General features: G+C 58.5%; 10 protein-coding genes. 2 read left to right on the top strand and 8 right to left on the bottom strand.

The window, feature by feature from the left end:
• Position 1 precedes the first annotated feature (1 nt).
• Entirely contained in the window at positions 2-688 is a 687-nt protein-coding gene (locus AC1MDT_RS10880; protein ID WP_480422024.1) for a TetR/AcrR family transcriptional regulator, read from the top strand.
• 14 nt (positions 689-702) lie between these two features.
• Here the strand turns inward: AC1MDT_RS10880 and AC1MDT_RS10875 are convergent, their stop codons facing one another.
• The 7 genes from AC1MDT_RS10875 to AC1MDT_RS10845 all read right to left on the bottom strand — a co-directional run bounded on the left by AC1MDT_RS10875 (position 703) and on the right by AC1MDT_RS10845 (position 9,726).
• Positions 703-1,476: an ABC transporter ATP-binding protein gene (locus AC1MDT_RS10875; RefSeq protein ID WP_480422023.1), complete on the bottom strand. Its 774-nt coding sequence runs from the start codon at positions 1,474-1,476 to the stop codon at positions 703-705.
• 37 nt (positions 1,477-1,513) lie between these two features.
• Entirely contained in the window at positions 1,514-3,178 is a 1,665-nt protein-coding gene (locus AC1MDT_RS10870) for a methyl-accepting chemotaxis protein (RefSeq protein WP_480422022.1), read from the bottom strand.
• Positions 3,179-3,410: 232 nt separating this feature from the next.
• Positions 3,411-4,667, bottom strand: coding sequence for an MFS transporter (locus AC1MDT_RS10865; protein ID WP_480422021.1), 1,257 nt, complete (start codon positions 4,665-4,667; stop codon positions 3,411-3,413).
• 60 nt (positions 4,668-4,727) lie between these two features.
• Positions 4,728-6,089: an outer membrane beta-barrel protein gene (locus tag AC1MDT_RS10860; protein WP_480422020.1), complete on the bottom strand. Its 1,362-nt coding sequence runs from the start codon at positions 6,087-6,089 to the stop codon at positions 4,728-4,730.
• A gap of 66 nt (positions 6,090-6,155) precedes the next feature.
• Complete coding sequence (gene mhpA / locus AC1MDT_RS10855) at positions 6,156-7,772, bottom strand: bifunctional 3-(3-hydroxy-phenyl)propionate/3-hydroxycinnamic acid hydroxylase MhpA (protein WP_480422019.1); 1,617 nt, start codon at positions 7,770-7,772, stop codon at positions 6,156-6,158.
• 119 nt (positions 7,773-7,891) lie between these two features.
• The gene (locus AC1MDT_RS10850) at positions 7,892-8,812 is read right to left on the bottom strand and encodes a VOC family protein (RefSeq protein ID WP_480422018.1); all 921 of its coding nucleotides are present in this window, start codon (positions 8,810-8,812) and stop codon (positions 7,892-7,894) included.
• 80 nt (positions 8,813-8,892) lie between these two features.
• Complete coding sequence (locus AC1MDT_RS10845) at positions 8,893-9,726, bottom strand: fumarylacetoacetate hydrolase family protein (RefSeq protein WP_201117367.1); 834 nt, start codon at positions 9,724-9,726, stop codon at positions 8,893-8,895.
• A gap of 178 nt (positions 9,727-9,904) precedes the next feature.
• Between AC1MDT_RS10845 and AC1MDT_RS10840 the strand changes: the two genes are divergently transcribed.
• Positions 9,905-10,606 carry a GntR family transcriptional regulator gene (locus AC1MDT_RS10840; protein WP_480422017.1) on the top strand — a complete coding sequence of 234 codons (702 nt, stop codon included), beginning with the start codon at positions 9,905-9,907 and terminating at the stop codon, positions 10,604-10,606.
• A 422-nt stretch (positions 10,607-11,028) separates the two neighbouring features.
• Here AC1MDT_RS10840 and tkt read toward each other — a convergent pair whose 3' ends face one another.
• Positions 11,029-13,080 carry a transketolase gene (gene tkt, locus AC1MDT_RS10835; protein WP_480422016.1) on the bottom strand — a complete coding sequence of 684 codons (2,052 nt, stop codon included), beginning with the start codon at positions 13,078-13,080 and terminating at the stop codon, positions 11,029-11,031.
• Positions 13,081-13,092 lie beyond the last annotated feature (12 nt).

The following is a 13,092-nucleotide window of genomic DNA, read 5'->3' as shown; positions in this document are numbered from 1 at the left end:
CATGGACGCACCGCCGGATCACCGAACCGTGACCGCTCGGCGCAAACGTGATGCGATGCGCGCTCGAATACTTTCGGCGACCATGGACTTGCTAGCCGACCCTACGAAGGTTTCAGTCAGCATCGAGGATGTTGCCCGGGTGGCGCAGATTTCCCGAGGAGCGTTCTACAAACACTTTGCTTCACTGGAGGAGGCATTGGCTGCCATAGGCCAGGAAGCCACCGACGGCATGACCCTGCACATCCTGCCCGTGTATGACGTGCTGACTCATCCGTTGGAGCGCATCAGCACGGCGATGCGGCTTTTTCTGCTTCGTGCACATACCGACCGTCGCTGGGCGGCGTTTTTCCTGAGGGCCGAGTTAGTGCAGCACGAGTCGATCCTGCTGAAGTACGTATTCGCCGACCTGGAGGCGGGACGAGGCGCAGGCTTGCTAGAACTGCCCTCGATGCAGGCAGGCGTCGATGCTCTGATCGGCGCGACGCTGGAAGGGGTTCGCAGCATGACCCAGCGCAAGGTGGACGACCCGGAGGTTTATATCGACGCGGTCATTTTGATGGTGCTGCGCGGTTTCGGTGTGGCGAACACCCCGGCGCAGGAGGCCGTGGCGTTTTCCAAGGTCTACCTGCAGGCGGGAGTGGCATCGGCTGCGGGTGACCCGGCGAGCCCCCCCACTGATTCGCCTTGATTTGAACGGCAGCCTCAATCGTGCCAGCAGCGATACCAACCGTTGTTCTCGGTGATTTGTAGCCTGGTCTGATACAGCTCCGACAAGTTTTTACTCGTGAGAATTTCGGGTTTTGGGCCGTCAGCAATAATTTGTCCTCGGTTGATCAGCACCACGCGGTCAATTTCGGGAATGATCTCGTCAACGTGGTGAGTGGTGATGATCAATGACCGGTTCTCACTGCAAAAGCTGCGCAACAGCGTCAGCATGGCCAGGCTGGCGCCCATGTCCAGGCCATTGGCGGGCTCATCGAAAATCAACGCCTCGGGATGATGAACAAGTGCTCGGGCGAGCAGGAGACGCCGCTTCTGGCCGGTGGAAAGGCGCTGAAACATGCAGGCCTCATCCTGCGCAATTCCGAGTCTGGTCATCATTGCCCGCGCCTGATCGACCTGGATATTCGTCGGTTGAAAGTGTTCATGACTGCCAATCGCACCGAAAAACCCGGAAACGACAACCTCTAATGCCGTGGTATAGGGCGTGTAGTTCTCTTGCAGGTCGTGCGAAACAAAACCGATCCTGTCCCGCAACTGCCAAAGATGAATGGTTTCGCTGTCAAAAAGCTTCAGGTAGCTGCCTTCCTGCACAACGGGATACAGCTCCCGGTTTATCAGTTTAAGCAGGGTGCTTTTACCCGCGCCGTTGGGGCCCAGGATTGCCACGCGCTCGTGCGGCTCAATCTTCAACGACAACCGATTGAGCCCCCGTGTCTGTTGTTGGTACGCGGTGACTTGGTGGAATTCGATCATGTATAAAACCTCGCGCAAAGAATGCTGAACGCCCGAGCTAGAGGCGAAACTTGTTGATGTGACCGCGCAGGCCCGTGGCCAGGAGCGACAGTTCTTCGCTGGTCGAATGAATCTGTACCGCGCCCGCCGAGGTTTGCACCGACAGATCACGAATGCTGATCAAGCTCCGGTCAATTTCCCGAGAGACTTGGGCTTGCTGCTCCGACGCACTGGCGATGACGATGTTCATTTGACTGATTGACTCGACTGCAATGGTTACCTGTTGCAATGCCGAATCCGCCTCTTGAGCAAGGCCTAAGGTTGAGTGGACACGATCCGTGCTCAGTTGCATGGACGACAATGTGTGCGCCGCCACGCTGCTTAGCTCGCTGACCATCAGTTCAATCTCACCCGTAGATTGTTGCGTCCGAAAAGCTAATGCCCGCACTTCCTCGGCGACGACAGCAAAACCTCTACCTGCTTCCCCCGCCCGGGCGGCTTCAATGGCCGCATTAAGCGCGAGGAGGTTAGTCTGCTCGGCAATAGACCGTATTACCTCAAGCACCCGGTTAATGCCGGACACGCTGCTTGCAAGTGCTTCTACGCGATCTGCGGTAATGGAAATGCGCTCTGCTAATAGTGAGAGCGACTCAAGTGTTTCGACGACACGAGCTTTACCAGTTTGTGCCGCGACATCCGTGGTTCGTGAAGCGTGTGCCGTTGCCGATGCATTTCTCGCGACTTCATCGACCGCAGCGGTCATTTCATTCACGGCGGTGGCGGCTTGCTCGATTTCCCTGTTCTGTTCCTGAAGCCCGCTCGTAGCGATCGCTATCACTGAATGAAACTGCTGCGAGGACGAAGCCAGCAGGGTGGAAGAGTCCGTTATACGCAGAACGGTGTCGTGAAGATTGCCCTGCATGGCCCTCAATGCTCGAAGCAATAAGGCTGGCTCATCGTTCCCCGTATCGTCGATTGAAGAGGTCAAATCACCTTGCGCAATGTTCTCCGCTACCTTAAGAGCGTCGAGCAGTGGCTGGTTAATACTTCTGGTGTAGAGCGTCGCCAGCAGCACAGTCAACAGGGCGGCCAGTGCCATTGCCGCAATGACCCCCGTCACGACACGATCACGTGTCTGCTGTTCGTTTTCAGCCGCCTGATGGTAATGCTTCAGATAAAAATCCAGCAGCTGCCCCGAGCTGACGGCCAGTTCCATGGCAAATTTATCGATGGGGCCGTTCAGTATCTCGATAGCCGATGCCGTTTGCCCACCTGCTGCGAGCCGGATGACTTCGAGTCGCTCATGACTGAAAGCCTTGTAGGCCTGAAGGTAGCGTTCGAAGATTTCCTGCTCCGACTTTTCGTGCAGGTGCGCGGCAAAATCATCTTGCTGCTGTCGAACGCTTTCGAGTACTTGCTTCAACGCTGTCTGATTGGCGGCCAAGGCAGAGGGGTCCTGTAGAACCACCATCCTGAAGGTCATTATTCCGGCTCGATCCTCCGTTGTGTTCAACGCTGCAAGCCGGATGATTGCGGGGACCCAGACTTCTCTGATGGCTTCGGACTGCACACTCATTTGCTTGACCATACTCAATGAGAACAGGCCAAGCAGCAGGACGACCAAGCCAATCAAACCAAAGCCGAAAATTGAGCGCGGTGCCAACTTCATTTTTCTGAAAAACAACGGATTTGTCCTCAAAGAAGGGGATCGCAGCGTGCGCATTGATGGACGCTTTGTTTTTTTGCCGCTGTCTTAGCGAACATCAGATGAGACGGCGCCGGCTTGTGGCCGGCGCCTTACTTCGATGAAACGCTCAAGGGATAAATCAGCGCCGGGCGATCGTGGCGCCTGGCGCTGGCACGCTCATCGTGTGCGTGGCGCGGGAGAGCTGTTCTTGCGAACAAACAATCCCATCCCGACCTCCTGTCGCTCCCCGGGTGGAGAGTGAATTTTGTTAAACGCTGTCGATGCCTTCGACCCCAGGCTCGGCCAATCTGGCGGGTGCGGTTTCACGTAAACAGGTCGCGACCAGTAACCCGACCACCACCGCGCCGAGTGCCAGATACATCGTGTTTTCGATTCCGTGATGCTGTGCGATATAACCCGCGATAGCCGGCGCGACACCGCCGCCAAAAATCTCACCAATGCCCACCACCAACCCGGTAGCGGTAGACGTCAGCTCGGCCGGCACCGATTCACTGGTGAGTGGCCCGACCGTCATGCAGATCATGCTGAAGTTGAAGAAAATCGTCAGAAACAGTAGCGCGAACAACTTGACCGGCTCGGCACCAGTGCCCATCAGCAACCAAAGAAATGCGCCGGTGGCGACGAACGAAATGAGCACTACCGGTTTACGGCCGATGCGGTCTGACACAGCAGGCATGATTAATTGCCCGAGAAAACCACCCAGGCCGATAGCCGACATGACGAAGCCCATCTGCTGCACTTCCAGGTGCAAATAGTCCATCAGGTAGTTAGGCATCATCACGCTGATCACGAACAGGCAGGTCAGCATGCAGAACATGCCGACGATGTTCAGCAGTACGTTGCGATAGCGCAGGGCATCCAGCCAGCGCGGGTGATCCACTGCGGCACTTGCTTCGGCTTTTTTCGGAGTGGCTGCGCGCGTTTCCCGCAAGTAACGGTACATCGCCAATGCCAGCAGGAAACCCGGCAGCGAAACGATTGCGAACACCCAGCGCCATGAAGGCACGACGAGCAACAGCTGTGTGGCGAGTATGGGCGCGAGACCCAAGCCGAGGATCGGGAAAAACGCCTGCTGAATGCCGATGTTCATCCCGCGCCGGCGAGGATGCGATGACTCTGCCGTGGCCGCCAGGGCTGTTGGGGTGAAAGCGCCTTCGGAAATGCCCATGATCGCGCGAATCAGCATCAACCCGCCGATGCCAGTCGCCAAACCGGAAAGGCCTGCGAGCAGCGAAAACACCAGCACGGCCGGAATCAGCACTTTGCGTCGACCGATGCGATCGGACAGCCGCCCCATGAAGATCGAGGAAATGCCCCAGGCCAAGCCCAGTATCGCCGTCACGTTGCCCAGATCCTGATAGTTCAGGCCCAGGTCTTTCATCATCACCGGGAAAAGCGGCAGGATGATAAACCGGTCCAGGCCCACGAGGCCGAAGCCCAAGGCCAGCAGGGCTACCGCTTTGAATTCGTAACGCACATCCCACGCATGCTTATTGTTGTTCATGGTTGTTACTCGGATGAAGTTGAGGGTTAGCGGCCGTATGCAAGCCCGGCCGCCAAGGTCTTAGAAATAAAACAGCGCTTCAACTAGGCCGGTCAGCTGCGTGTTGTAGCGACCCGCGCCAAACGGGTGATCGTCGGCATTGCCATCAAACACGTCGTAACGCACTTCAGGGCGCAACGAGATGTACTTGTTCAGGTCATAGCGCAGGCCTGCAGTGAGGGCATTGAAATTGCCGCGAGCGGTAGATACCGGCAGCAGGATGAACCCGTCGGGATCGGCAAAATGTTCGGCTCGCACCGAGTAGGAGAGGTCCGGGCGTTGCTGGTAGGTGAGCACCGCATTGGCACCCCACCAATGGGCGCCATCGAAACCAGGACCGTTGATGATGTCGATGGTTGTGGCCTTGCCGTCACCGTTCTGACGGCCATAAACCAGCTCGGCGCCCATCGACCAGTTTGAGTCGAAACGATGCCAGCCGTTGAGCGAGTGTTGTTGCTTTAACTGACCCTCTGGCGACACCAAGCGCGACGTTGGAGCCTGCACATCGCTGAAGCTGTCGTTCTGTTCATCCCCTACGATGAATTCATAGTCCACCCAGGTCTGCATGTCCGCAGTACGCCAACGCAAGGCCCCCATAATCGACTTCTGGTGGTTGTTATCGCTCAGGTTGTCCCAACCCTGGACGACGCCCAATTCGGCGCCGAGAATCGACGATTCGCCGTTGTACAATCGGGTGCCGAGCAGCACGCCACTTACGGTTCCCGGCTCGCTGACGAAGGCGTAAGTCTTGCTGGCAAATTGATTGCGCGCAGCACGGATGTTGGGCGGTATCTCATAGCCCATGGCTGGGCCGAATATACCGGCCATGGCAGTGATACCAGGGCCGTAAGGCAGGTAGGCGGTGGCGGCGATGTTGGGAATGGCAAGGAACTTCTGCTTGTCGCTCTGGGCCTTGGCGAGGTTGTTATCACCAGGAGCGTTAACGTCCCAGTACTGGTCCCAACCCGCGGTGCGGGCGAACTGCGCATTACGCCCGTAGTTCATTTCGAAGGTAAAGCCGAAGGATGCTTCGCTCGGCGCAGGACCTGGCAACGGCGTGATACGTGGTACCATGGTGCCCTTCAGTGGCTTGTCGACGAACAGATGCAAGCTACCCCATTCCAGGCCCTCGTCCGCGAAACCAACCACCGGGAGATTGCTCAACCCACCCTGACGCTCATCGTGTGTCGAACGATTATTGCGAGAGTAAGCGACGTCAAAAAGGCCAGAGACCTGAATCCCGTAATCCTTTTCCAGCGTGTCCCCAAACAGGCTACGAAACAGTGTGCCTTCACCCGTTTCAGGGGATTCGGCTGCGTGTGTGTTGAGCGTTGCGAAGGCGGCCAGAACCGCACCAAGCGTTTTCACCTTGATGTTGATCATTATCTGTCTCTTGTTTTTTTTGTCAGAGTTTTAGGGGCGGGGCGTCCATGCCACCGGAAAATCGTCTCAGGCGTGGCGGGCCTTTCCACCATTAACGACGTGGGGTTGGCTGCTTTGTTGCAATTGTTCGCGCAGGGAGTTGAGCAATTTGGGTAGCGCAGACAGCTCTGCAACGCCGCCATAGCAGTAGTAGTCGGGGCGCACGATAAGAGCTTTGAGTCCGGCCTCGGCCATGAAGCGCAAGTATTTGCCAGAGACGTCGCGATAGATGCCTTTGCTGCTGTCAGCCGTTTCTGCGAGTCGAACGACTTTCAGATCGTAGTCATGGATGAAGCTCTGCTGTTCAGGCGTGAGCGATGCCAGAGGATCCTGGTTACCTCGGACAAGCAGGTGGAAACCGCGTCCAATAACTTCGTCATAGCGGCTGACCTTGCCACCGATTTCGATCGAGCCGTGAACCCCAAGAATGCCGCGCAATTGGCCATCCTTCTGCAATAGACCATCGGTTAAACCCGGGAACGGCGGCAGTGGTGCTACGTTGCCGCTCAAATAGGCTGCATCGCGCTCGGCGGCCTTCGCCGGGTCCGATACGCAAACGACTTTACCCATGGCCATGGACGCTTCGATGACGGCGCGGATCTGCGGTTTGCGCTCCAGCGTGTAGCTGTCCAACAGGCTGTCGTCAGCCAAACCGCGGAGCAGCAAATCGAGACGCCAGGACAGGTTCCATGCATCCCGGATCCCCGAGCACATGCCTTGGCCCATGAACGGTGGCATCACGTGGGCCGCGTCGCCGGCCAGCATGACCCGACCGCTGTGCCAGTTCGAGGCAATACGTGAACGGAACTGATAGACCGCGTGGCGCACCAGGTCAGCGGTGTCCGGCGTCACCCAGCGCGACAGCAGCGACCAGACCTTGTCGGTGTCTTGCAAGTCTTCGATGGTTTCATGGGGCAGGCGCATGAATTCCCAGCGGCGATAACCGGGGCCGCCAGGGACCATGGTGGTCGGTCGTTCGGGGTTGCACCATTGGCCGATGTCCGGCACATCCAGTTGCACACCGGGTTTGGGTTGCAAGTCGACCACCAGCCAGTCTTCCTGAAAGCCCAGATCCTGCCATTCAACTCCCAGCGACTGGCGCACGAAGCTGTTGGCGCCGTCGGCACCGATCACATAACGAGCCCGGACACTTTGCTGCTCTTCACCGAGTGAAAACTTGCCGTCTTCGCGGATGACCCGATTGAGAACCATATCGCAGCCTTGGGTGTCTTGTTTCAGCGCAGTTGCTTCCCAGCCCTGATGGACCTGCACGTTGCCGATGCTCTTGGCTTTGCGGTCCAGTGCGGCTTCCAGCGATGGCTGATTGAACAGGTAACCGAACGGCCCATCACTGATGGATTCAGCCGACCAATCGATCTCTACCAGGACTTTCCAGTCAGCGTTGAACCACTGGTAGCGTGCCGACGGCTGGGAGATTTTCGCCAGTTCTTCGCCAAGGCCCATGGAAAGGAAAATGCGGCGAATCTCATGATCGTAAAATACTGCCCGCGGGAGCGGGTAAAGCGCTGGCCAGCGTTCGAAGACGGCGACTGAATAACCCATTTGGCCCAATAGAATGGCCAGGGTCTGGCCCACGGGGCCGTAACCGGCAATGGCGACATCGACTGTAGTGTGCTGGTTCATGATCTGTGCCTCGTGTACTTCGCAATGATTTCCGGACATGGCCGGGCCTGTTGCGCGAACCGGGGAGGCTCGCGCAATGCAGGAATTCCAGTTTTTTTAAACAATAAGCGGCAGGCGACTCAGGCAGGTGCCGGGGTGTCCGCTTCAGTGTTGAAAATGAAGTTGTCCGGCACGTCCGGGCCCCAGAGGTACAGTGAGTTTTCCGGGGGATAATCGCCGGCAGGCCATTCGCTGCCTTCGGAGATGTAGTCCATGTCTGCCGAGTACTCGCAGAACGAACCCCACGGATCCTGCACGTAATGAAAGTAGTTCGAACCCAGGCAATGACGGCCCGTGCCCCAGCCTTTCACGTGTCCCGCCGCTGCCATTTGCGAAGCGCCCGCGCCAACTTCATCAATGCTGTCGACTTCCCATGCCGCATGATGCCAGCCCTTGGCGCTGCTCTTGGCGAACGCCACCAGATGATGGTCGCAACCGTGGGCGGCGTGGCTGAAGGCGATAATGTCCATCGACTTGTCGGAGAGCTTCAAGCCCAGGGCCTGTTGGTAAAAGTGCAGCGCGCCAAGCACATCGGGAGTAAACAACAGGACATGGGACAAGCGGCGAGGGCGGACCTGCGCCATGGCGTCGCGGGTGGTCGCGCCGCGGCTGTTGGACGGGGTGATGCTGTTGTGGTGGTCGGACTTTTGATCGGGCATGGTTTTTTCGCCGACCTTCACGTGCAACAGGTTGCCGTCCGGGTCGCGAAACCAGATTCCGGCTTCGGGACGATCTTCGAACAGCCCGCCAGCGGTTTCGATCTGCTGGCGCAAGGCAGCGTAATCCTGCTCGTAGCAGTTGAAACTCAGATAGGCGAGGGACTTGGAGGCCGCAGGGAAAATTTTTGCCCAGACGTGGCCGTCAGCTGCTCGCAAGAGAAGCTGGTCCTGTTCACGGAGAACGTCGAGGCCGAAGCTTTCGAAGAATTGGCAGGCTTCGTCCAGAGACGGGACGTTCAGCGCGTAATGATCGATTGAATGCACACCATGGGAAACGCTCATGATTGCCTCCATTTAATTATTCTTGTAGTGGGGCGCAGGGGCGAGGTCGGCCCTGCGCCGAGTTCGAAGCCGTGTCTGTATCAGACTTCGTCGACAACCGGGTTGACCAGTTTGCCGATGCCCTCGATCGATACTTCGACCACATCGCCTGCTTTCAGATAAACCTTGGGATTCATGCCAAAACCAACGCCAGCCGGGGTGCCACTGACAATCACGTCGCCTGCTTCGAGAGTGACCGCTTCACTTAACGTAGAGATGATGGTGGCGACGTCGAATAGCATGTCTGTGGTGTTGGCCGATTGTACAACCTTGCCGTTGACGCGTGTCTCAAGCAACAAACCTTTGCCACCCGCTGGCAACTCATCGGCAGTCACTAGCACCGGCCCGAACGCACCCGTGTCATCGAAGTTTTTACCGACGGTCCACTGCGGCGAGATGAACTGGTAATCGCGTACCGAGCCTTCGTTGAACAGCGCATAACCAGCGACGTGATCGAGTGCGTCTTCCTTGCGGATATGACGACCGCCGCTTTTCAGAACCACAGCCATTTCACCTTCGTAGTCGAGGGTGTCGGAGATGCGCGGACGAATCAGCGGTTTGTTATGGGCTGTCAGGCTGGAGTTCCAGCGAGGGAACAGGGTGGGGTAGGTCGGTTGAGCGTAAGGGGACTCTTTGGTGTGATCGGCGTAGTTCAGGCCGACGCAAACGATTTTGGTCGGACGTTCCATCAATGGCAGGTAAGCGTCTTCGGCGATTTCGACGATAGCGCCATTGGCACCTTGGGCATGAGTGGTCAGATCGACACCTCGCGCCAACAACGACTCAAGCGTTTCGGTTCCTAGTACGCGTACGCCGTCGGCAGTAACGACACCCAGAACAGGTTGACCTTGATTGAGGAAGCGGACGTAGCGCATGACGGGTTTCTCTTGTTGACTTGATGGGCGCCGGTGGTGAAGGGCAGTACCGACTGCGTGTTACAAAGCTAGAGCCAAAAAAATATACCGTCAACAAAAAAATATATATTTCAGATGATGTGAGAAATTATTCATTCTGTGTATGATTCGCGCAGACAAGCGAAAAATGGAGTCGACCTTGAATTCCCCTTTGATCAACTGGCAATCGGCCGAGCCCACCGAAAAGCGCACCATGGCTTCGCAGCTGGAAGAACGGATCCGCCAGGACATCATCAATGGCCAATTGGCTCCGGGCAGTCGCCTGCGTCTCAAGGAATTGTCCGAAGCCTACGATGTCGGTGTGATTCCGCTGCGTGAAGCCTTGTCGCGCTTGGCCAGCAGTGGCTTCGTATCTGCCGCCGATCAGAAAGGTTTCAGTGTCGGCCGTATCTCCGCAGCAGAAATCGCCGACATCACTGCTGCGCGATTGCACATTGAATGTAAGGCGCTTGCCGATTCGATTCGTCAGGGTGATGTGGAGTGGGAGAGTCGTGTTCTTGCCGCTCACCACCGATTGGATCGCCTGACCATCGTCGAAGGCCCGGAGCGACTGCTAAAACCCGAGTGGGAAAAAGCTCACGAAGTATTCCATCAGGCGCTGATCTCCGGCTGCAATTCACCGACATTACTGCGGCTGTGCTCGTCACTGCGAGACCAGACAGCGCGCTATCGTTTTCTGTCGATGCACTATGCCGACAGCAGCGCACGTGATGTGCCCAACGAACACCGTCAGTTGATGGATGCTGCGCTTGCCAAAGACATAGACAAGGCTTGCGAACTGCTGTCCAGTCACTATCAGACCACGACCGACTCGGTGCTCAAACACGCACTGCTGGGATAGCGGTGACGCTCTCTCGATCAAATTTCGTTGTGAAGCCGGGCGTGCCACAGGTTACGTAGATAAAACTAAATGACCGACATTGATCATTTGTGAGTGACCGTTCCTGGCCGATTTCTGCCTGTCGTCAAGGGCTGCAATCAACTGTGGATTCAACCGGTCGATGCAACAGATTGGCTAAATCATTCAGCGTGCGGATCGGATTCTCGGTGCCACCATCGTCGCTCGGCATGCGGGTGAGTTGATCAACGAAATCACCCTGGCCATCGTCGCCGGGGTTGGCCTGCGTACATCGCCCTGGTGCTTCACGCTTATCCCACGCAGGCGGAGGCGATTTGCAAGGCCGCCGACGCCTACAATCGTACGCGCCTGCCGTCGCGGGTCAGGCTACGGCTGGCGCGTTGGATGGAGCGCTGAGAAACACCCTACGACCGTGTCAGCAGCGCCTTGGCGCGCACGCAGACATTGTCGATGGTGAAGCCGTATTCGCGCAGCAAGACGTCGGCCGGTGCCGAGGCGCCGAAACGTTCCACCCCAAGCATGTCACCACCAGCGCCAATGTAGCGTTCCCAGCCTTGCCGCACCCCCAACTCGACCGCCAGTCGCGCGCCGACCGAAGGCGGCAGTACGGCGTCGCGCTCGGCCTGCGGCAAAGCCTCGAACAACTCCCAACTCGGCATCGAGACACAGCGCACGGCGATGCCTTCGCCCTCCAGGCGTTTACCCGCCGCCAGGATCAAGGCGACTTCCGAGCCGCTTGCGAGCAGGATCAGCTCGGGCTTGTTGTTCGCCGCGTCGCTGAGCACATAGGCGCCACGGCGCAACCCCTCTGCCGTGGCGTAGTGGTTGCGATCCAGGGTTGGCAACGCTTGCCGGGTCAAGACCAGTAGCACAGGGCGGTCACGGGTGGTCAATGCAACCTGCCAGGCGACCGCGGTTTCATTCGCGTCGGCGGGGCGGATCACAATCAGGTTCGGGATGGCGCGCAGGCTCGCCAGTTGTTCGACAGGCTGATGGGTAGGACCGTCCTCGCCGAGCGCGAGGCTGTCGTGGGTGAACACATGCACCACATGCAGGCCCATCAGTGCCGCAAGGCGTAGCGGTGGGCGCATGTAGTCGGAGAAGATCAAGAAGGTCGCACCATAGGCAATGAAGCCGCCGTGTGCGGCAAGACCGTTGACGATGGCGCCCATCGCATGCTCGCGCACGCCGAAGTGCAGGTTACGACCCGCCCGGCTCCAGCCGCCAACGTCGGAGCCTTGCCGGTCCGTGCCCGTGGTGAGTGGCGGGTTGAAGTCGCCGAGGCCCTTGAGCGCTGTTTTCGTCGAGGGGTCGAGGTCGGCGGAGCCTCCGCTCAGTGCTGGCAGCCGGGGCGCGATGGCATTGATCACCTTGGCGCCGGCGTCGCGTGTGGCCAACCCCTTGGCATCGGTGGGAAACACCGGAATGTCTGCATCCCAGCCCGACGGCAGTTCGTCGTTCAAGCGCTGCTCCAATTCGCGGGAGAGCTCTGGAAAGGCCTTGGTGTAGGCGTCCATGCGCACGCGCCAGGCGGTCTCGTTCTGTGCCCCGTGTTCCACGGCCTTGCGAAAATGCGCCAACGCCGCGTCGGGTATCAGGAAGTCTGGGTCGGTTGGCCAGCCCAGCTTCTCCTTGGTCTTGCGCACGTCATCCACACCGAGCGGTGAGCCGTGTGCCTTGAAGGTGTCTTGCTCGGGTGAGCCGTAACCGATGTGCGTACGAACCAGAATTAACGACGGCCGCGCAGTGTGTTCCCGTGCCGCCTGCAGTGCGGCATTTATCTGCGTGAGGTCATTGCCATCCGCCACCGATATCGTATGCCAGCCATAGGCTTCGAAGCGCAGCGCGCGGTCTTCGGAGAATGTCATGGCGGTTCCGGCAGCCAGGGTGACCGAGTTGTCGTCGTACAGGCAGGTGAGCTTGCCCAGCCCCAAGTGGCCGGCGAGCGAGGCGGCTTCGCTCGCCACGCCCTCCATCAGGTCGCCATCACTGACGAGTGCGTAGGTATGGTGGTCGACGGCCACGTGACCGGGACGGTTGTAGCACGCGGCCAGTTGCGCCTCGGCCAGGGCCATGCCGACAGCGTTGGCCAGGCCCTGGCCAAGAGGACCCGTGGTGGTTTCTACGCCGGGCGTGTGCCCGCGCTCGGGATGTCCCGGCGTCTTGCTGCCCCATTGGCGGAAGCGCTTTATCTCCTCCAGCGTAAGCTCGTAGCCGCTGAGGTGCAGCAGGCTGTAGAGCAGCGCCGAGCCGTGCCCGGCAGAGAGTACGAAACGGTCGCGGTCAGGCCACTGTGGGTTGCGCGGGTTGAATGTGAGCCAACGTGTCCACAGCACATAGGCCATCGGTGCGGCGCCGAGCGGCAAGCCGGGGTGGCCGCTGTCGGCCTTTTGCACCATGTCCACCGACAGGAAGCGCAGGGTGTCGATGCATTGCTGGTCGAGTTTGCTGAACATGGTGGTCTCCTG

The sequence above is a fragment of the Pseudomonas sp. ASL7 genome, from assembly GCF_056680375.1.
This window is presented reverse-complemented; position numbering and strand designations above follow the sequence as displayed.

Excerpts from the sequence above, each read along its gene's own strand:
- AC1MDT_RS10850 (WP_480422018.1), bottom strand. The coding sequence starts at position 8,812 with ATGAGCGTTTCCCATGGTGTGCATTCAATCGATCATTACGCGCTGAAC.
- AC1MDT_RS10860 (WP_480422020.1), bottom strand. The coding sequence starts at position 6,089 with ATGATCAACATCAAGGTGAAAACGCTTGGTGCGGTTCTGGCCGCCTTC.
- AC1MDT_RS10880 (WP_480422024.1), top strand. The coding sequence starts at position 2 with ATGGACGCACCGCCGGATCACCGAACCGTGACCGCTCGGCGCAAACGT.
- mhpA (WP_480422019.1), bottom strand. The coding sequence starts at position 7,772 with ATGAACCAGCACACTACAGTCGATGTCGCCATTGCCGGTTACGGCCCC.
- tkt (WP_480422016.1), bottom strand. The coding sequence starts at position 13,080 with ATGTTCAGCAAACTCGACCAGCAATGCATCGACACCCTGCGCTTCCTG.
- AC1MDT_RS10875 (WP_480422023.1), bottom strand. The coding sequence starts at position 1,476 with ATGATCGAATTCCACCAAGTCACCGCGTACCAACAACAGACACGGGGG.
- AC1MDT_RS10845 (WP_201117367.1), bottom strand. The coding sequence starts at position 9,726 with ATGCGCTACGTCCGCTTCCTCAATCAAGGTCAACCTGTTCTGGGTGTC.
- AC1MDT_RS10865 (WP_480422021.1), bottom strand. The coding sequence starts at position 4,667 with ATGAACAACAATAAGCATGCGTGGGATGTGCGTTACGAATTCAAAGCG.
- AC1MDT_RS10870 (WP_480422022.1), bottom strand. The coding sequence starts at position 3,178 with ATGCGCACGCTGCGATCCCCTTCTTTGAGGACAAATCCGTTGTTTTTC.